Raw genomic sequence first — 22,040 nt, 5'->3', positions numbered from 1 at the left:
TAACCTTATGGCTGAGAAACTTGAGTTGTTACATACTGAGATCTCAAGTTTGAGTAATCAGAGATATAAACTTTTTTTCCTGCTTCCGGCAACTACGAACCAACAGAAGCTCATCAATGACTTAAATCGTGAGGGTATTCCGACATTTAACATAGGCTTATATTTATCAGAACAACTAAGATTAGTCCCTTCTGACAAACGCCCTTTTGATGTTGCGAAGTGGCTAAGGAAGGCTATAAATGATCAAAAGCATAATGTTGTATGCATACACAATATCGAATATTTATTTGACCCTGAGTTAAAGCAAAATCCAGTTAAGTTACTAGAAGCACAGAGTGGAAATACAGTTCTGTTGGTAATATGGCCTGGTAAAGTTGGAAATGGAGTGCTCTATTATGCGACTCCGGAGCACCCAGAGTACTACATGAATTCTGAATACAGTAATAGTATTATGATCTACTAATTGTGGAGGGTTTTAACGATGAAGTATAGAGAACTGATCCAATTTGAACCGATAAAGTCTGTAGTTGTTCTAAAGGATGCCGCTGAAAATCAACTAGCTCAGCAATTAGTCCAAACATATGTAATATCGGACCGTATGGCAGAAGTAATCGATGATATTATTTTTGAGCAACTTCAATTCCAACGTCCTATTGACCACAAAGGAATTATGATCGTTGGTAATTATGGTACCGGTAAATCTCACTTAATGAGTGTAATAGCAGCTATTGCTGAGTCTGATGGGACCTCACAATATATCCATCATGAGAAAATTGCGAAAAAGGCAAAAGAAATAGAAGGGAAATTCAAAGTATTACGTGTAGAATTTGATGGAATTCAATTGCCACTTGGTGAAGTTTTATTCCGAGAAATGACTAATTATCTTCAAGAGATTAATGTGGACTATGAAATGCCGAATGTAGCTACATTGGTAAGTAATAAAGACGAAATGAAACGTATGATGGCTGCATTTCATGAGGTGTATCCAGATCACGGATTTTTGTTGGTGATAGATGAATTACTTGATTATTTGCGTACACGCAAGGAGCAAGAACTTATTCTTGATTTAGGTTTTTTACGGGCTATGGGGGAAGTTGTACAGTCTACTCGATTTAGATTTATTACAGGCGTACAGGAAATGCTGTTCGATAATCCTAAATTTCAATTCGTAGCAAATGAAATTCGAAGAGTCAAGGAGCGTACTGAGCAAGCAATCATAGTTCGTGAGGATATCGAATTCGTCGTTTCCCAGCGGTTATTACGAAAGAATGACCGTCAAAAAGCCTTAATAAGAGAACACTTACAAAGATTTGCTCCACTTTTTGAGAATCTTGGAGAACAAATCGAGAAGTACACTGCATTATTTCCAATTCATCCTGCGTACTTAACGGCATTCGAGAATGTACGTGTTGTGGAGAAACGTGTAGCATTAACCACTATTAGTGATGAGATCGAGAAACTTCTTGATACCGAAGTTCCAGTAAATAGCCCCGGAGTAGTCTCTTACGATAATTATTGGCTTTATATCAAAGGTGATCGTACTTTGCGTACAGATCGGGATGTACGTGAAGTATTGGAAAAATCGGATGTCCTCATGGATCGGATTGAAAGTTCTTTCCCTAAAGCAAAGGCAAGTTATAAACCAATTGCTAGACGTATCGTACAGGCTCTTTCCGTGTTTAGACTTACAACGGATGATATTAAAGTAAAGATCGGCGTCTCTTCAGCGGAATTGAGAGACCAATTATTTTTATATTTTGATTTTCCTGATTTAGATTCTGATTTTCTAAATGCAACTATTGATACGATTTTAAATGAGATCATGAAATCCGTCAGCTACCAGTTTATTTCCTTTAATCGAGATAACGGACAATATTACCTTGATTTGGAGAAAGTAACTGACGTTGACTCCTTGATTGAAGAAAAAGCTGGGATGTTAGTTGGCAATCAACTGGATCGATATTACTTTGAAGTCCTAGAGAAGTTAACCGACGATGGATCTCCAAGTATAGTATCTGGTTATCGAATTTGGCAGCATGAATTAAATTGGTACTCAAGGAAAGTAACTCGGCCGGGGTATCTATTTTTTGGGGCGCCGAATGAACGTTCCACAGCACAACCGGAGCGGGACTTCTATATTTATATGCTTCAACCGTATGATCCGCCTAAATTCAAAGATGAAGCCAAACCCGACGAAGTGTTTTTCAAACTGGACACAAAGGATGAGTCATTCCATACTGCGCTTCGTCTTTACGCAGGTGCTAGGGAAATGTCCATAACTGCTTCAAGCGCGACCAAGAAGTTGTATGACGATAAGGCCGCTGAGTTCTTAAGGAAATTAATGAAGTGGCTTGTTGAGAATATGCCATCTGCATATAAAATGACATATAAGGGCGTGACTAAGAAACTTGCTGAGTGGAGCCTATCTGCTCCAGCTCAAGCGACTGTGCGGGAAATCATTGATGCAGCGGCAGATGATTGTTTAACCACATGGTTTGAGGAGAAATATACTGATTACCCTACATTCCGGCTTAGCAGCATCAGTATCACTCGTGAAGCTATGTTGAAAACATATATACCGGAGACATTAGCCAATATCTCTAACCCAAAAACCAAGACGGCAAGAACCATACTTGAAGGATTAGTGTTATTGGATGGGGAAAAAATAAATGTACAGAAATCGGGATATGCCAAATGGGTCCTGAACTTGTTAAATAACAAAGGAAATGGACAGGTTCTAAATGCTTCTGAACTGCTTGAGGTTCTTCAATCTCAAGGGGATTGGGAAGTCAAGAAAATGATCGGATTTCAATTAGAACCTGAACTTCTAAGTGTTATACTAGCTGCGCTAGTCTACACTGGTGATATTGTGATCACGATTAATGGGGAAACTTATGATTCCATGAAGTTTAACCAATTAATCGCTTTGAGAGCAGAAGGAATTGCCGAATTTAGCCATATTAAGAAACCGAGTGATTTGCCATTAGCAGAACTACGAGCATTGTTTGATTTATTTAGTATTAGTCATGGATTGCTTCAACCAGATTCTCAAACAAATGGGGTTCAAACGCTTCAAACTAAAGTGCAGCAACAATTGACCCAGCTGGTTAAACTGCAACATGAGCTTAAAGACAAAATTCCTACATGGGAATTGCCCCTTCTATCGGATGAGGTGCTGCAGGAGTACCAAGGTAAGCTTCAAAACTTGAATCAGTTCTTGCAGAGTCTTCAAGTGTTCGATACACCGGCGAAACTTAAAAATTTCAAAAAGACAATTGAAGAAATTCAAAGCCAGCAAGAATCCATCATGTTAATAGATAAACTTATCAAGTGGCGTGAGCTTGCTTCTCAAATTACCAAAAAAGCGAACTATATCGTGAGTGCTAGGAATCATGTCTCGATTGCTGATGATTGGTATGTAAAAGTTGAAGGTGCATTGGAGGATCTATACCTTTCCTTAAAGGCTAACAGTGACTGCAGTGCTGAACTTCAAGTGATAGATCAGCTAAAAGATCAGTATATTGCTTTCTATTACGCTCAACACGCAGCATCACGATTAGGAGCAACAGAGGAGAATAAGCTCAACCAGCTTAAACGTGACGGACGTATCGATACATTGCAGAAGATTTCTGTGATTCCAATTCTGCCGGCACAACAATTACAAGCATGGAAGACAAAGTCTGATGATTTGAAAATTTGCTGGAAATTGCAAAAAAGTGAATTGGAGCATTCTCCTGTTTGTCCGCATTGCCGTTATCGTCCAAAAGATGAAAAATTTGCACAGCAGGTAACTGTTCGGCAGTTGGAAACGGAATTAGAAGAATTACTTGAATCTTGGACGAATACCTTGTTGACTAACCTCAATGACAGTGAGTTACGGGAGAATATTGAATTACTCAGTGGCGAACAGAAACAGTTGATAAAACAGTTTATGGACGATAAAACATTTGGGATACCGGTTGATTTGCGCTTAGTCCAAACAATAAAGGAAGTCCTAGAAGGAATTCAAAAAGTTGAACTGCCATTAGATCGGTTGTTGCAGATGGCTGGAGATGGTAGTCCCCTGACTATTGAGGAGCTGCGTGTGCGATTTGAACAATTAGTAAGGGAACAGGTTGGTACCCAATCGTCTAATCGAGTAAGAATCATGTTAAAGAAGGAGTAACTTTAGATATGAGTGATAACCTAAAGCAAGGAACTCTATTCGAGATGAAAAAAGAAACCCAAACAGGTCCTGTGACCTGTTTGGGTTTGACATTTGAGAATGATGAAGCGCGCCGCGCGTACTTTACCGAGGAATTACGCAAAAAGCTACCGGAACTTAAGAAAATTGAAGGGTTTCCAGTAGGTGAAGACGAGGATATACTCGCACTTTCCGATCCCCCATACTTTACAGTGTGTCCAAATCCATGGCTTTTTGATTTTATTTCCGAATGGAATCGTGAAAAAAAGTCATCAGAAGATACTAATATTGAAGGCTATAACAAAGAACCTTTTACCGCTGATGTAAGTGAAGGAAAAACAGATTCAATTTATAAAGCACATGGTTATCATACTAAAGTGCCACATAAAGCGATAATGAGGTATCTACTACATTATACTAACCCAGGCGATATCGTATGGGATGGTTTTGCCGGAACAGGGATGACAGGTGTTGCGGGTCAGTTATGCAACGATGAAACGGAATTACGACAAATGGGCTTTACAATTGAAGGCAACAATATCATTAATCAAGAAGGCGAAAAAATATCAGAGCGTGGGATAAGAAAAACAATTCTTTCTGACCTTTCCCCTGCAGCAACTTTTATATCAAGTAATTTTAATTTACCAATTGAAAAAGAAAGCTTGTCTCAAGAGATAAAAAAAATTATGGGCGAATTAAAGAAGTATAGCAAATGGATGTATGAGGTGAATGATCCAAAATACCCTAATCAAGGGGAAGTGTTTTATACAATATGGAGCGATGTTTTTATCTGCCCTTCATGTTCAGGGGAAATAAATTACTGGAATGAAGCTGTAGAAAAAGATACTCAAAAGCTTAAAGCAGAATTTTCTTGTCCCAATTGTGGAGTCAAATTGACGAAGAGAGGTTTAGAAAGGTCTTGGGAAACAGTTTTTGATGGGAACATAAATTCTACAATAAAACGTGCAAAGCAAACCCCAGTTGCTGTTAATCTTAAATATGGATCAAACAGAATGGAAAGAGGAGCTGAAAGTTTAGATACTGAGTTACTTAAGTCCATAGATGCCTACATTTATGATGGATTTTACCCTACAGATAAATTACCGTTTGGTTATAATACGGCACAACCTATTAATAGTCATGGATTTACACATGTACATCATTTATATACGAGAAGAAGTTTGCTAACACTATCCAAGTTTTACCAATTGGCAAGTCGTTCCAAATATCGAAATAACTTATTAGCAATGTTAACTGGAGTAGCCTTTGCAACAACTAAATTGTACAGGTGGACACCAAATTATGAAGGTGGAGGACCACTTAGCGGTACCTACTATATTCCAGCATTATATAGAGAAATTTCAGCGTTGGATGCGCTTAAGCGATTTGGTGAAAAACTTCCTAAAAATATGGGATTTTCAAAAAATAAAGGAAATACCATAATTTCTGTTGATTCAGCTACGACTATTCAAATTCCGGACAATTCTATCGATTATATTTTTGTGGACCCACCTTTTGGTGGAAATATCATGTATTCAGAGCTCAATTTTCTTTGGGAATCCTGGTTGAAAGTTAAAACTAATAACAAAGATGAAGCTATAATAAATGAAAAGCACGACAAGCAAATTTTCGAGTACCGAAAGCTGATGGAGTTTTCTTTCGCAAACTTTTATAGAGCATTAAAACCGGGGAAATGGATAACAGTTGAATTTAGTAATTCTCAAGCGAGTATTTGGAATGCCATACGTGAATCAATAGAACGTGCTGGCTTCATTATTGCCAATGTATCCGCCCTTGATAAAAAACAAGGCAGTTTTAAAGCTATTACTACAACAACTGCTGTAAAGCAAGACCTTGTAATTTCCGCCTATAAACCCAAATCAGATTTTGTAGATAATATGTTAAAACGACAAAATTCAGAAGAATCAGCCTGGCTTTTTGTTGAACAACATCTTCAGCAATTACCCGTTTTTGTTGGGGGTAAAGGGGCCGCTGAACTTATAGTAGAGAGGACACCGCGTATTTTATTTGATCGGATGATTGCGTATCATGTTCAACATAGCCTTTCGGTACCTATATCATCGGCTGACTTCCAATTAGGAGTAGAACAACGTTTTCCAATGCGAGATGGAATGGCCTTTTTGGAAGAACAAGTTGCTGAATATGATAAAAAACGAACATTGGCTAAAGAATTTACACAGATGACGTTGTTTGTTTCCGATGAAAACAGTGCGATTGAGTGGTTACGCCAACAGCTTATGAGAAAGCCCCAAACACGTCAGGACCTGCATCCGAATTATATGAAGGAAATTCAGCATATAGCGAAGCATGAGGAGTTACCGGAATTAGATACTTTACTTGAACAGAATTTTCTAAAATATGATGGACATGGGGAAGTTCCGACTCAGTTATTGCGAAATCTTTCTAAAAATGATCCGGGGCTCAAACTGAAAGCTAAGGACCGTTGGTATGTACCGGATCCAAACAAACAAGCGGACTTAGAGAAGTTACGTGAAAAATCGTTATTACGTGAGTTTGAAACATATCGTGATGGGTTAGTTGGTAATCGTAAAAAACTCAAACAATTCCGCACGGAAGCAATCCGAGCTGGATTCAAGAAGGCTTGGGGAGAAAAAGATTATCAAACAATCGTAACAATCGGGGAGCGCCTCCCTGAAAACGTACTTCAAGAAGATGACAAATTGCTAATGTATTACGATAACGCACAGATCAGACTCGGCCTGTAGTTAAGGAAGTGTAGACGATTTGAATAAAAATTGGCGTCAAAAGGTGCTTGAACATTTTCAAGCACCTTTCTACCATATTACGTTAGTGACAGACCCAGATTCCCTGTTGCAAGATGAAGTCATTATCAGCCAGTTGTATAAGTTAGGGATAGACGTTGTAGAATTTAAAGATCGGGCCGTATTCAGGTATTGGTATGAAAGCCAGTATAGACCGAATCCATTTAATAGTTATCTGCTAATACATCCGAAGTCAGATGATATCAGTGATATCCCCTACGATATATGGGCTCAGGGCAAACATATTTCAATTTGTAAAAGTGAATTGTTCCCAATGCTATCCGCACCTATCGTGCAAGAACTCGATTTTAGAACACTAGATACTTTATCGTTGATGGATGATATACCAGTCAAGAGATCAGACAATGATACTATAGACTTCTTATTGAAGCGAATTTACAAATTACCATACGACACTATTGATTCCGCAGCTGAATATATTTTACTTTGTATAAGCCGACATCAACTTCCTTTTACAATGCCTGAAACGATAGAAAACTATCTGAGAGATGCATTAAATCATACAAACAGTAATCCACGATTGATTATATCTGAGTTAATTCAATCTTCTGATGCTTTGTACTCCTACTTACAGCAGGAATGGTGCAATTTCTTGGAGAATGATACTCCTGAGAATCATCCATTTTGGGATACCAAATTACAAGATACACTTGCTGGTTTATTTCGTATAGGCAAATTAAAACCTATTTCCTTTAATAAAGATTCATTGCCTGATTCATTATTATTTGGAGTAAAACAACTGAATGAAGAACAGTCACAAATCGTTTTAATAAACGAGCATATCGGTCAGATCGAAAAAATGTTAGAACTTGAGATTGACCGCCGCGGCTGGGTCAACCTTATCGGTTTATTCAGTACTGCGAAATCAATCATGTTAACTCTAGATACTTCATCAGAAATTAGTAAGAAAATAAAGTCCCTTGAGCAACTTATAGAAGAGCAATTTGCTCTCTGGCTAAATAATCATTATGGGGCTTTGGCTTCGTTATCAGATCAGCATACACCGGTTATGCTCCATAAAGTGGCTGAGCATATGCACCTGCAAGGAAGTCCTAAAAAGGCTATAATTGTAATGGACGGATTAAGTTTTGTACAGTGGAGTCAATTGCGTTCAAACTTACAGTCTTCTTTCGATTTTATAGAAAACGGTACATTTGCTTGGATCCCTACGTTAACCTCTGTATCTAGACAAGCCATTTTCTCGGGGGAAATACCGAAAACTTATTACTCAACCATTCATACAACAGCTAATGAGGAAAAAGAGTGGAGAGCATGTTGGGCTAAATATGGTATTGCGCCAATCCATGTCACGTATGAGAAATCATTAGGCCAAAGGGAATATAATAAATCGGAAATTAAGGCGTTATCTAAATCGAGCATTAAAGTGGCGGGACTTGTAGTCGACATTATCGATAAGTTGACACATCACACGATTCAAGGTCATAGGGGAATGCAAGGGCAAATTTCTATTTGGTTAAAAACCGGTTATTTGCAATCATTACTTCACGATTTATTGGATGCTGGATTTGATGTATATATAACTTCTGATCATGGCAACAAAGAAAGCATAGGTATCGGAGCCATTCGCGAAGGCGTATTAGCGGATACCCGTGGTGAGCGAGTTCGAGTTTATAATTCTGAGGAGTTGCGGGATCGGGCTGTACAGAAATACTCGTCGCAAAAATGGGATTCTATCGGCCTCCCGGATGAATTCTTCGTATTGACAGCTAAAAGTGGCGAGGCTTTTGTTAAAGAAGGCGAAGTTGTAGTGAGTCATGGCGGGACCAGCATTGAAGAGGTTATCGTTCCTTTCGTGCGAGTCAAGAAAAGAAGAGAATGAAGGTGTCAGATTGAAAAAGGCGGTTGGCTTTGATCAAAAACTGCAATTGCATCAGTTGGACCACATCGCACGTGAATTATCAAGAGTGGAAAATCGACAACAGCTATATGATCTAGTGGATCAAAATTTGATGGCAGATATTGCTGGTGCTAAGGCAAGACTTAATGCTAGAACGATCCTGTTTAAAATTTGGCTGTTAGTCGACAACGAGAATATGGAAATTCGGGATCGTGGCTTACAATTGTGTACGAACGCTTCGAGAGAAGAAAGATTGCTCCTGCACTGGGGCATGATGCTTCTTGCATATCCATTCTTCAGGGATGTTGCTGATCAAGTGGGGCGTCTCTTTCAGCTTCATGGGGAATTCTCGAGTATGCAGTTGAGCAGGAAAATTTTTGCGCTTTATGGTGAACGTAGGCGAGTCAGTGTATCAACGGGAGCCGTACTTGGAACTTTTAAACACTTAGAAGTAATCAGTGAGCAAAAAAAACAATATATGAATGCTGGAAAGATACCCATTCACCAGTTAGAATATAAACTTTGGCTTATTGAGGTCATGCTGAAAGCCGCTGAGAAATCAGCCATAGAATTAAAGCAAATTGCTACGGAACCTTGTTTGTTCCCATTCAGTTTAAACTTAGCGGAAAGCGAATTGAGAAATAGTCGGTTACAAGTAACGCGGCAGGGTATAGACATGGTGATGGTAGGATTGAGGTAAGGCGGTGGGATCATGATTAAAGTCGGTGAAATAGTACAAGGTGCTCAGTTTCCAGAGAGTGTTGAAATTAAAAAAGTTGAAGCCTTCGATGAAGGCTTTTTCTCTATTGCTGCATTAGGGCGGGATTCGAATCGGTATTATGAGTTAATGTTGGATAAAACTGAGCTTGAATCTTTGAAAAGAATAAGTGGGCAAATTAGTATGGACCAGCAGATAGCCTCAAGTGATCTTCAACATTATCTGCGATATCACGCATTGTTAGTCAATAGTAAATACTCTTCAAAAAGGGCATTGGGCAACAAAAATTTAATTCCATTGCCACATCAGATCGAAGCGGTTTATAGCCGCATGCTTCAAATGCCCCAGGTACGCTTCTTACTTGCGGATGATCCAGGTGCAGGGAAGACGATTATGTCGGGTATGCTCATTAAAGAGCTTAAAGCACGTGAAAGTGTGGAGAGAATCTTAATTCTTGTTCCTCCATTAGTCTTGAAACAATGGCAGGAAGAGTTGCAGGATAAATTCCATGAGGATTTCTTTATCATAAATCGCTCTGTAATCAAGCAGTATGGTTCGAAAAATCCGTTCTTAGAACATGAATGTTGTCTTGCTTCCGTTTATTGGGCGGCCCGTGATGATGTAAAAAGCTTAGTCAGTGAGGCGAATTTCGATCTTGTGATCGTGGATGAAGCTCATAAAATGGCAGCCTACACTCATGGAGTTGCCAATAAGAAAACATCTAAAACAAAGCTATATCACTTAGGCGAAACCGTACTTAGGCAAGCAGAGCATTGCGTGCTGCTAACAGCTACTCCACATAAAGGTGACATGGAGAACTTTCGGCATCTGATGCGTTTAGTAGATGATGATATTTTTTCTAACTTGTCGGTAACAGAATCCCTACGCGAAAAGGCAAATCCGTTTATTATTCGAAGATTAAAGGAAACACTCAAAAATTTTGATGGGACGCCCCTTTTTCCTAAACGGACAGCTAGAACGATTCAGTATACTTTATCTGAAGAAGAACTTGATCTTTACGAATCAGTTACAGATTATGTTCGTCTCTACTTTAATCGAGCGATGAATTCAGGAAGTAACAGCACAGCTTTTGCTATGATGCTGCTCCAAAGAAGGCTCAGCTCGTCTGTTAATGCCATAGATCTGTCGCTTAAGCGTAGAAGAGACCGGTTAATCAAGCTGTTAGAAGAAACGATCGCAAGTAAGAAGAAACAAAACAAAAATAGAATGGAATTTGATTGGGATGAGTATGAAGACGAATCGTTGGAAACTCAAGAACAGTTAGAAGATGAACTTGAAAGCTCAACAGATAACCTTGATCCAGAGGAGCTAAGGATCGAAATTAATGAGTTAGAACGATTAATAAGGAAAACCTCCCGACTGAAAGAAACGGCTGTTGAACGAAAATATGATGAACTAGAGCAAACCTTATTTGGTTGGAATGGTTTATTGAATCAAGGGGAAAAGATTCTTATCTTTACGGAATCGGCGGACACACTTGATTTTTTGGAGAAACGCTTATTAACGCGTGTCCCGCAGATCGCGAAGATTGTTGGGCGTTTCTCTATGGATGAGCGTAGAAGACAAGTTGAATTGTTTCGTAATGAGTGCCAGATCATGCTTGCTACGGATGCCGGTGGAGAGTCGATCAACCTACAGTTTTGTAATCAGATGATCAACTACGACATTCCGTGGAACCCCAATAAGCTAGAACAACGTATGGGACGTATTCATAGAATTGGTCAAAAGAATGAAGTGGCTATCTTTAATCTTGTTGCATCTAACACACGAGAAGGCGACGTAATGATACGTCTGCTTGAGAAAATGGAACGAATGAGGGAAGACTTAGGTGCCGACCTTGTATACGATTTTATCGGTGACATCGTTGATGGTGATTTCAACGATTTGGCATCGTTAATGCAAGCTGCCGTCATTCACCGTGAAAAGTTAGACGATATTATTGCAACTATGGAGCGGAAACTCTCAGAAGAGCATAAAAAACTGCTTGAAGAGGTAGAGCGGGAGAGGCTTTCCGAAGATATTTTTGATTTACCCAAGATGCGAAGGGAACAGCATGATCTGGTAGTAAGAAAACTCCCCGAACAAAATTTTGGGTTATTTACAGAATATATCCTTAAGAAATGTAATGTGCGGATACACCAGACCCAAAATGAGAAGATAAAACGAATTGAACGATTGCCTAAATACATTCGAGATATATCAAAAACAAATCGTCTTCCATTGTATCAACTGGAGGATGCAATTCGTTTCACTTCATTTAGGAGTTATGTAAAGGAAGGAATCGATATCATTTCTGAGGATCATCCTCTATTTAAATTAGGAATGATTCTTACACGTAAAGAAAATGAGAAATTAGCAATAGATCGTTATATGGTGTATTGTCCGGTAAGTGAACCCTTGTCAATTGAGGTTTATCTTAATAGTGTTACCGATGGCACAGGAAATGAATTAGCTAATGAACTTATCCTTCTAGGTAAACGACAGGATGATTCATTAATTCGATTAGATCCTTATTGGTTGTTTCAGCATGAGTTTGTCGGTGAACTTACCACTTTAAGTGAGTCGTTAGATAGTTCATTTCGGTCCGCCGCGGTGAAGGCAGCAATGGATTTACGTGATCAGGTTCGACAAAAACGTGAAGAGCAGCTGGACCGAGTATCAAGCTATTTGGACAAAACGTTTAAAAAACAAATCGATGATTTAATTGAGCGCCGCGGTAAGTATGAACGAGAAAATGAGGAAAATCGTAATGGTGCCTTAATTAATCAAGTTGATGCTAATCTAATTGACGTGGAAATGCGTAAGGAGCGGAGATTAGCTTTAGTTCAAAGACAAAAAAATATTGGAATGAAGCCTCCAAAACGAATTGCCCAACTGGAGGTTATACCAAGAGGGAAATCCCAAAGACTCATTTCCGTAGATTACAAGGACATTATCCAGGATTACGAACGACAAAATGGGCGGGCAAATACAAAGACATTTAATCCATATTCGCTGGTTGACTTTTATAGTGAAAGATTTAACGGGGAACCACGATTCATCATCATTTCCGACGACGAAATGTATTGGCCATCCGAAGAATTTTTTGAGGATTTGAAAGAGATAGAAGATCGGACTTATATTTATGTTGTGAAAGACGGTACTGTGAAGGAAGAGAGAAAACTAACAGATTTACCAACGTTTATTCAAATGTAAGGCTTTCTGTGCCGCGGCGCTTTACAAAGAATAATATTCTACTTTTCGTTTCCTGACATCCTATGTTGGGAAGCTTTTTTATTGATGGTTGTATAGCAGGATTTTGTTGGATATTGACGAAGACATAGGAAGTGAGAACTATTTCAAATGCACTAATAATTAATGTAACCAAGAAAAGTAATCGATAAAGTAATTTAAAAAGAACATATGTTTCGTGACATGGATGTGTCCAACGATTGATTTATACTATGTGAGAGTAACACATGAGAGGGGATGAGTTCACTGAGAACTATTGAATTGGCTGAGGAAGTATTAAAATCTAAAGGTTGGGCTTACCAATTCGATCTATCTGTGTTGTCCGATCAAAATGAAGATTCAATTAATGAGCACATTCGAAATGTTTATTTATCGGCTATTCAGGCGTTATCCAAACAGAAATCCAAAAAACTCTTGAAGGGACCTTTCTATCTTTGGATTTGTCAGAAGAAGCTGGTAGGTGATAACCGTCAGGTTGTTGATGGTTTTGCCTTGATCATTACGCCATTTTTTCAAGACGTGGTTGGCCGAGATGTGGACCCTGTTGTTGAAACGATGTGGCGGCATAGAGGATATATTCGAATGGAATCTGCTATTCCAATTTTAGAAGGCGCTGTTCCTGCTTGTGTTTTCGAAGAAGTGCAAGTGTTACCGATCGAATTGGATGGCGAGCTGAAATCCAGATTATCGGATGCTTTTGAGGAGCATCAATATATGCTGTCTCTTACCAATCCAGGAATGACTCTCAGATCAAATCCCTACGAATAAATAATCGGAGGTCAACATGAACATCCATCAAATAGAAGAAGCTCTGTCTATTCCCGATACGTCGCTACGTTGCCAACGCGTGCTTGATGAAGTCCAGCCAGTGCTTCGTCAACTCATGGAAGAATTCAAAAACAAATATGCAGGCGATGCCCCGGAACTGCTAGATTACCATGTCCATACATATGAAGTTACTCTTCGTACAACGATGCATGATGCTCGGAATCCAAAGTATGCGGAAAGCAAGCAGAATTCTGATATTGGCAAAAAAGCATTTGTTGAATTAATGGATAAAAGCCTCTTTCAATCAGAGTACTCTGCTTTAATGCTCTCGTTAAACGGGGCGGATCGGAAACTGAAAATAATACTGAACAGCAATTTCTATCCTTTCTGGGAGGCTGTGCGAACTCAACATAACCTAGAAGAATTTGGCGCGATCCTAGATTTACTTTCAGATCAAGTAAGTATATATGTCAGCGATAATGATGAAGTTTTGTTAAACAAATCGGATTTGATCCCTTATATTCAAAAAAGTGCAAATGAGAAACGTCGTCCTTGGATAAGTTTTGGCGCATTAATTGATTTTGATCAGATACCACAAATGGATCGACTAATTGATGTGATATGGAATACTTGGAATTTGCTCGAACCGATTCGGCAATTTGTACGTAATGAGGCGACTAGGCATGCTCTTTCTTTGAAGATTTTGGAACAGTTCAATTCTCATAAAGAAGATATTCCGCTTTCTCTCCATGGTAAGGAATATACAGTTAAGTTCGATCAAGTGGATCAAATCAAACCTAACCAACGTCGTCAAAAATATGGCATCTATGACAAAGGTCAATTGGTGACTGATGGGACGCTGGAAAATTATTTGCGAGAACCTAATGAAGCTATTGGTGTGTTCGTCAATGGCTACGGACATCTTTTTTACAATATTCGCAACTTACATGGAAATGGTCTTATACTGTGGGCGATAACAAAAAGCTTTAAGTTTCGTGGTAAAGATCAATATTCTTCTAGTAAGAATAAAGAATATCAATCTAAAGCGCTTGAAGAATTAGTTAAACATGGTTTTCAACTTGAGGGGAATTCTTTTTTAGTGGGTGCCTGGGATAATGAGAAGCTGCAGTTTACTGAGCCAATCGCAAATGTGAAAGGTAGGTTGATCTCAGCTGCCGCAATATTTGCAGATTGTACAGGAATGATTACTCTTCCTAAAGATAGCCAAGCTCAATTGTTAATTCAGAACCAGGATCATGTGGATGAGGAAGAGCCTGCAATGGAAGAAGTTTTTGAGCATGATTTTAACTTGGGTGCTATCCTCTCTAACGTCCGTGAAAGCCCATTTACTTATCAGGATGCAATCGTGCGAGATTTCCATCTGAATTTGACGAGTTTGGAAGATAAACACTTCGTCATCTTAAACGGCATATCTGGCACGGGAAAAACAAGGCTTTGTCTGCTTTATGCAAATGCCGTATATGGCAAATCTTACGATGCACTTAATCCTTATTTGAGAGTAATTCCAGTTCGACCGGATTGGACGGATTCAACCTCCCTGTTTGGTTATTACAGCGCTCTGGAGAAAAGGTATGTGCGGACGCCGTTCCTGAATGCAGTGCTGCAAGCAATTCAGGAAGGCAAGCCTATGTTCGTCGTACTCGATGAAATGAACCTGGCACGTGTCGAATATTACTTAAGCGACTATTTAAGCGCGATCGAATCGAGGCAGCCCATACGTTTGCATACGGAGAGCCATGTTACGGATGTACCACAAGAACTGCAAATCCCTCATAATCTCTATGTGATTGGCACGATTAACGTTGACGAGACGACGCACAGTATCTCGGATAAGGTGTTGGACAGAGCCTTCGTGATGACATTGTCTGATGTCGATCTGAATCAGTTCTGGAACGCGGCGGAGTCTAAGTATAAGGTCACCTTGCAGGAAGAATGGAAAATGCTTCAGGCACTTCATGTAAAGCTAAGCCGGTATGAGCTTCATTTCGGTTACCGGACGATGAATGAGATGCTCCGCAAGCTGTACGCCAACGAGGAACTAGATTCGGATATTCGCATGGAGAAGAAGGAAGCAGTCGATCGCGTGATTGCCGAGAAAGTGCTGCCCAAGATTCGCGGGGATGAGCGAATTGATGCTTTGCTCACCGACTTGATCGATTGGACAGCCGCGTTATTCGGCGACGGATCGGAATCGCTCTATCATTTGCTGCGCATGAAAGGAGAACTGGATCGGTATGGCGCTACCCAGTTCTGGAGATAATCCTGAATTCTACTGCTCGGACACGGGGATATGGACTCCGATTGATCAAATGCGATTTGAGGAAGCGCGAGTCTATCGCTGGAGAACGTCGTACCGCGAGCCATTCCAATTTTTTGCGCTTGGCATGCCGATCTCGATGGTGCGAACGGTAACAGGCTGGGAAGGCGAATGGACGGCGCCTTTCCAGTCTGGCTTGCTGATTTTCACAATTGAACAAGCTGAACGAATAACCCATGAGACGTACTTGTTTCCAGACAAGCGGAAAATAACCGAAGCAGACTACACGCAAATGATAGCGGATATTCTTGCGGAAGCGGCGGCTTGTTTTCAACATTGCGGAGCTTTTCTGAAGTTTGATAACAAAGGTTTCGCTCGAAAAACCTCATTGGCGCAGTGGGACTATGTCGATCGTTCCTTTTATCGGCTGCAGCAATGGTTTCGAGACATTCAAGCCAGACCGCTTCGCAGGCTGACCACGACTGATCAATGGATTCGCAGAGAAAACGTGAATCATGTGACGCCGGCGCTACTTGCTTGGTCGGAACGACATCCAGGCAACGGAATGAGTCGAGAAATTCCCGTTCCCGAGCTCGTATGGTCTGGTGTGCGCGAGGACACGTACAGCGTATATGAGAACCGAGTGTTGCTTCGGCAACTGCTCGAGCTACAGCATCTTCTGCGTGAGTACCAGAGCGTATCCTTGGATGCGATACGATCCAAAGCCGGTTATTATCTTGATCGTGTGAACGGGTGGCTTCGCTCTTCTTTTCTGCAGCAGCTACAGCCTCACGCTGGCCCGGTCGTCGTATCACAAGTGTTTCGCAAACATCCGATCTATCGGAATTGGTTTTCTTGGTTTCAGCAGCTCTATCAATTTAATGAGTACTCGATCGGATTTCAAAACTCGATTCCTTTGAAAGACACGTATCATCTTTATGAAATATGGGTCTTCATGCAACTGGTCAAGATACTGCGGGAAAACGGCTCATTGCTAGATTCTTCCGATCTCTTTACCCTTGAGCAGGATGGTCTAGTCTTGAATTTGTCCGAGAAAAAAGAGAGCCGAATTAAGCTGGTTGGCGGCGCCACTCTTGCTTATCAACGAAGGTTCAAACCGTCAACGCTCGATTTCGTCACGTATACGCATGATATGATCCCGGATATCGTTCTTGAGGTCAAAGGGCAATTGTTTATTTTTGATCCAAAGTATCGCGTCGATCGCAATCTACCGATGGCGCTAGGAGAAATGCATAAGTATCGGGATGGAATCGTGCGATCAACTGATGGCAGCAGGGCGGTAGAAGAGGTATATATTATTACGCCTGCAGACGGTAAGGAAAATTCGATACTGTTCGGAGACGACTATATGAAGAAGCATCGCATGGGGGTATATACATTAAAGCCGGGCATATGGAATAAGGAATTAGCGAATAAGTTAACGAATATCATGAGCGAATCCGTTGAGGCACTGATTTGAAGCGGAGAGGAGTCAGTTAGGATGGCCGATGTCGAAGATAAACATGGATTGAGTTGTAATTCACTCATTGAAAAGGCGATCGAATTTGCCGCCTATGCACATCGAAATCAGACGCGCAAAGGAACAGAAATTCCATATATCAGTCATCCGTATGCGGTAGGAATGATTTTGCTGAAAGCGGGTTGTAAGGAAGAAGTCGTAGCTGCCGGGATCCTGCATGATACGCTTGAGGAAACCGAGACGACCGATGAACAATTGCTTGAACTGTTTGGCTCCGTTGTTCTTGAAATTGTCCTGGGGTGCTCTGAACCCGACAAAGGAGCCACTTGGGAGGAGAGAAAACAGCACACGCTTGAGGGTCTGAAAACGTCCAATCTGGCCATTCGTCAGGTGTCTTGCGCAGATAAGCTGCACAATATCCGCTCGATCAGACGGGATTTGGAGCAGTATGGCGAAGAGACGTGGAAGCGATTCAAACGGGGACGTGAGAGCCAAGAATGGTATTATTCTGGGCTAGTTGAAAGTCTTGGATACGCATCGCGATTCCCGCTCTTAGACGAGTTGCAAGATGAGATAGAGCAAGTTTTTGGAGCCCCATTGGCGCAACCGGGGTGGAGTAAACTTCGATACAGCCAAAAGTTTATTGATCTGGCTTTTGAAACTGCGTATGGCAACCTGTCTGATATTGAAGAGCGGCAGCCGAAGTTTTTCAAGCTAGGAGCATGGGATCTTATACAGCATATCCACGAACGAGCTTATCCGCTATATCCGGAATATCAGGACGATTTCGATAGGCTGATAACTTATTTACAAGAAAGGGGCATTGAGTTTGAATTTAACAGTGAAGGCCCCGTTATTCTTGTAGGCTTCTGCACTGTACTCATGAGCGCATTAAACATGTATCCTTCTGAGGTATTTCATCATTTCAAGCGTGGTATAAAACGTGGGATATTATAATAGAATGTACACCATGGCGGACTTCAATTATTTTGAGGTTCGTTTTTTTTATGGGAACAAGCATTCGGTGACAAGTAGAGGTCAAATGGTCGTGTCATAATGATGGTTAAGTACTTTCAAGGAGCGTGTTCAATTGAATAGACTACAAGATATGCTTTATCACCTTATCACTGGATTACAACAATGGACAAAAAACTATGATCATGTCCCAGAGGAGCTTCACAGGGGCATGCTTATGTTTATACAAGAAGCCGGAAGGTCAGGGGCTGAGATTCCTACGGATTTGTATCGGCTTCTTCATATTTTGCATAAACCATCTTCTGAATGGGCGATTCAAGGGCTTACTGAATATTATCCTGGCGAATCCTCACTAATTGAAGAGTTTATTGGGATATCTCCTGATGCAGAAGATTTCATTAATACTTATATATCCCCTGATGAAGCGCAGCAGAAGAATATGCTGGCTATTTTGCAATTTTGCAGAGATGAAAACCGGAATTTGCAAGTAGAATATACTCAAATACGCACATTTTTGTCCAGGCCTCAGAATGCAGTATTGTCTGCGCTTCAACTCGCGCAATTTGCTGAGTCCATTCGTGACCGCGAATTAAGCGCGTTAGTGCGTCAATGTTATGAAGAGGTAACTCTACAGATGGATAATTATCGTAAATGCCCGCATTGTGGTTGGACATTAACATACAAGCATGATCGATGGCGATGCAACAAAGAAAATATCTGTCACTCGTTAGCTGATTTCGAGCGATTTGATTTGTTCAACTATAAAGATGAACGAGTATTCCGGCTGTTTCCCGGTATACAGAGGTATGTGCTGTTACCTGGGATTTCAGAAATGAAAATTGCCGAATGGTTAAAGCAGAAAGGGTACGGAGTAGAATTATATCCTCATATTGATGAGTATGATCTTGCAATTTCACATAATGACAGTAAGAGTAAGATATTTTTGGATGTCAAAGACTTCAAAGATCCAAGAACGCTGGCGAATTTCTTTAATCAAAAACCATTATCATATTTGGAGAAGTATGGTCAACAGGTGTACGTTGTTATTCCCAAATACCGAAATGATCTATATCCATCTTACGGTATGAGAGCATCAACTTTTTTAAAAGAAGACACACGGAAACTTATAAAAATCATTATGGAGAATGAATTGGAAAAAACGTTGAAGGAGGTGCTCTGGTGAGGAAAACCTATTGGGATTTAACTGAAGAAATAAACAAAGAGTTTTTCTCGCTAGAACTGCCCAAAGCCGACATATCAACAATAATAAGCCTGGAGCTATTTATGACGGGCTGTCATTTGATTGACTCGATGCTTCATATTGATCAGGGTTGGTCGTTATTGGTCGGTTATGATGAGCCGATCTTAAAGTACATCGAACATAAGGATCTCGTAGTCAGACTTAGAATTTTATTCCCTGAGTTAAAGAGTAAGAAAATACTGGTTAGGCGGATTGAAGCCTATCGAGCTATTGATATGAAATATCGTTTGTTTGATATTGATGAACAGGGAAAGCTTAACCAACTGGTTCCGCGATTTTTGACTAATAGAATAAACATTTACGAACAGATACTTAAAAAACCGATTCCCAGACAAATCAATACTACTCCTTTTGCGACTCAAGGGAAATTCGAATACTCCAGAATCTTAAGAGGAGGATTTATTCAAAGCTTTCATGGCAGCATCCCGGAAGCTTTAGCAGTAAAAGAAAAGCGTTTATTACCTTCTTATCGTGAGAAGAAGAAACTTAGTCTAGAGTTGCCCTTCAATGGGCTTTCGTTGGGCAAAGAAATGGATGAAATAGCCGGGAAATCTTCATCTTGGGCGAACAGAGCAACTGCAGTTGTACTCGAGTCAATAGATTGGGATATAGAGTTTGTTTACAAAGGAAACCAGCATATAGGCGGTGCATTGGGAGCAGGGAAATCTACTTTCATGCTCATGGAGACGTATCGTCTCGTGAAGCAGGAAGGTGCCAGAGTCGGATTTATTGAAGGCAGCGTTTCCCAAGTGATAGAGCGTATCAAAATTCTACGCGAGTTAGGTATTCATGCTGTTCCAATCATCGGCAAGTCATCCAGAAAGACGCATCAAGAGAATTATTTATTTGCAAATGCCGGTGGGATTATCGAGCTTAGTGATTGGACGAACAACGAATTTCAAGATCTAAAGCATTTGTCGGACTTATGTGTTATTAAAGCGTTGTCTGAAGATTACGAACGAAATAGTAGCTATCCGTGTACTCAGCTAAAACAAGAAAATAAGTCTGTGAAATGTCCATTAGCGGATCAATGTGGAGTTTTCCGTGATTTCTCCCGACTTGCAGAAGCAGATGTTTGGGTGGCTACGTCTGCAAGTGTACTCAAAACAAGAATTCCAGCGATGATTGATCCGTTAGAGAGGACGATCTATGAAGCGATGTACGACCTAATGGATGTTGTATACGTGGACGAAGCGGATGAAGTCCAAAAGCAATTCGATGCGACGTTCTTATCAGAATATAATGTCTTTGGAAGTGTAGAGGATATCTTTGAACGGTTGTCTAACGAATCTCATCAGTTAACAAATGGACGATATCATTTAGCAGGTGATCCTGTTGTGACTGAGTGGAAAGATAAACTTCGCCAATTAGATCAAATGATTTGGAGAATTTATGAAAAGTTAGATCGTTCTCTAACATTGCGTAAGAATATCAGTCGTAATCTGATTAGAGTGGCGGCGTTGGCCGATTCATTAAGCGAGAAGATTTCCTTCGACGAGGAATCGCAAAAGAAGATTCGCAAACATTTATTGGATTATGCAAATGAGCCTTATCAGGATTCCAGGTTATCTAGCATTGTTGATGAGTTAATTGAAAAGGAAAATCACGATGAAAAGCAAAAGCTGCTGACTCAAATTACAGAGAAGCTGCTTAAAGGAACAATTCGGCCGCGAGTAAACAAAGATTTATTTTATGCGCAATTGGAGTTTTATATTTATTTATGCCGAGCGGAAGAATGTATCAAGTTCATTCTGACTTCCTTTACTATGATTCAAGCTAAGCTGGGAATGTCCGCAGATTTTTCTCCGTTATTCACCATGCAGAAAGATTATCAAGCGTTCATGAAAGAGGCCATGACGGGAACGATGATCGGGTATAAATATGATTTGAAGGATGGGGAAACGACAGGAGCATTTAAATTAATCGAGTATACAGGAGTTGGCAGATTATTATTACATGACTGGCATTGTGTATATGAAGATTCTGATCAGAAACGAGGACCGGCAGTTATCTTTCTATCTGGGACAAGCCATGCACCTGAATCCGCGCATTACCATTTGAACACGGGATCTAAATGGTTGCTCAAAGCAGATCGAACATCTCCGGAAGTTCAAATAACATTCAAACCCATTCTTGATGCTCGCCATGATAAATTTCTTGAAGTCTCAGGGATAGGCGATGAAGAGGTTAGAAACAGCAATTTATATGAGATGGTTCAACAACTTAAATCTGATATTCTTTATGAATTGAAATTTTGGAGTAGTAGAGGAAATCCGCGAAGGGCACTCTTAGTGGTAAATTCGTATGATGATGTTGCCACAGTCGCCAGGGCGTTTCGTAGTGATCAGAGTTGGCAAGGACGTTATAAAGTTCTTTCAAGGGAAAGGAGTCATGAACAGATCAATTCCCTAGAACAATGATTGAGTCGTTTCGCAAAGAAAG

Annotated in this window: 12 protein-coding genes; all 12 read left to right on the top strand. The window is 40.3% G+C overall.

Annotated elements, in window-relative coordinates:
* The first annotated feature begins 7 nt into the window (after nt 1-7).
* Nucleotides 8-463: a BREX-3 system P-loop-containing protein BrxF gene (gene brxF, locus ACZ439_RS09400; RefSeq protein ID WP_464620947.1), complete on the top strand. Its 456-nt coding sequence runs from the start codon at nt 8-10 to the stop codon at nt 461-463.
* Nucleotides 464-481: 18 nt separating this feature from the next.
* A complete protein-coding gene (locus tag ACZ439_RS09395) occupies nt 482-4,165 on the top strand; it encodes a DUF6079 family protein (RefSeq protein WP_464620946.1) in 3,684 nt (1,227 codons plus the stop codon).
* Nucleotides 4,166-4,173: 8 nt separating this feature from the next.
* Nucleotides 4,174-6,930, top strand: a complete 2,757-nt coding sequence (locus ACZ439_RS09390) for a DNA methyltransferase (RefSeq protein WP_464620945.1) — start codon at nt 4,174-4,176, stop codon at nt 6,928-6,930.
* A 19-nt stretch (nt 6,931-6,949) separates the two neighbouring features.
* Nucleotides 6,950-8,848 (top strand): BREX-3 system phosphatase PglZ, encoded by a 1,899-nt coding sequence (gene pglZ, locus ACZ439_RS09385; RefSeq protein ID WP_464620944.1) that lies wholly within the window; start codon nt 6,950-6,952, stop codon nt 8,846-8,848.
* Between the two features lie 10 nt (nt 8,849-8,858).
* The gene (locus tag ACZ439_RS09380; protein WP_464620943.1) at nt 8,859-9,566 is read left to right on the top strand and encodes a hypothetical protein; all 708 of its coding nucleotides are present in this window, start codon (nt 8,859-8,861) and stop codon (nt 9,564-9,566) included.
* 12 nt (nt 9,567-9,578) lie between these two features.
* Nucleotides 9,579-12,800, top strand: coding sequence for a DEAD/DEAH box helicase (locus ACZ439_RS09375; protein ID WP_464620942.1), 3,222 nt, complete (start codon nt 9,579-9,581; stop codon nt 12,798-12,800).
* Nucleotides 12,801-13,073: 273 nt separating this feature from the next.
* Nucleotides 13,074-13,604, top strand: a complete 531-nt coding sequence (locus tag ACZ439_RS09370) for a hypothetical protein (RefSeq protein ID WP_464620941.1) — start codon at nt 13,074-13,076, stop codon at nt 13,602-13,604.
* 16 nt (nt 13,605-13,620) lie between these two features.
* Complete coding sequence (locus ACZ439_RS09365) at nt 13,621-15,885, top strand: McrB family protein (protein ID WP_464620940.1); 2,265 nt, start codon at nt 13,621-13,623, stop codon at nt 15,883-15,885.
* Nucleotides 15,860-17,362, top strand: a complete 1,503-nt coding sequence (locus ACZ439_RS09360; RefSeq protein ID WP_464620939.1) for a DUF2357 domain-containing protein — start codon at nt 15,860-15,862, stop codon at nt 17,360-17,362. Before ACZ439_RS09365 ends, ACZ439_RS09360 begins: the two co-directional genes overlap by 26 nt.
* 21 nt (nt 17,363-17,383) lie before the next feature.
* Nucleotides 17,384-18,319, top strand: coding sequence for an HD domain-containing protein (locus ACZ439_RS09355; protein ID WP_464620938.1), 936 nt, complete (start codon nt 17,384-17,386; stop codon nt 18,317-18,319).
* 133 nt (nt 18,320-18,452) lie between these two features.
* Nucleotides 18,453-19,520: a restriction endonuclease-related protein gene (locus tag ACZ439_RS09350; RefSeq protein ID WP_464620937.1), complete on the top strand. Its 1,068-nt coding sequence runs from the start codon at nt 18,453-18,455 to the stop codon at nt 19,518-19,520.
* Nucleotides 19,517-22,018, top strand: a complete 2,502-nt coding sequence (locus tag ACZ439_RS09345; protein ID WP_464620936.1) for a pPIWI_RE_Z domain-containing protein — start codon at nt 19,517-19,519, stop codon at nt 22,016-22,018. Before ACZ439_RS09350 ends, ACZ439_RS09345 begins: the two co-directional genes overlap by 4 nt.
* Nucleotides 22,019-22,040: the final 22 nt, after the last annotated feature.

The organism is Paenibacillus sp. JCM 9796 (assembly GCF_055379675.1).
Note: the sequence above shows the minus strand (reverse complement) of the source record. Positions and strands in the feature narration are given on the sequence as shown.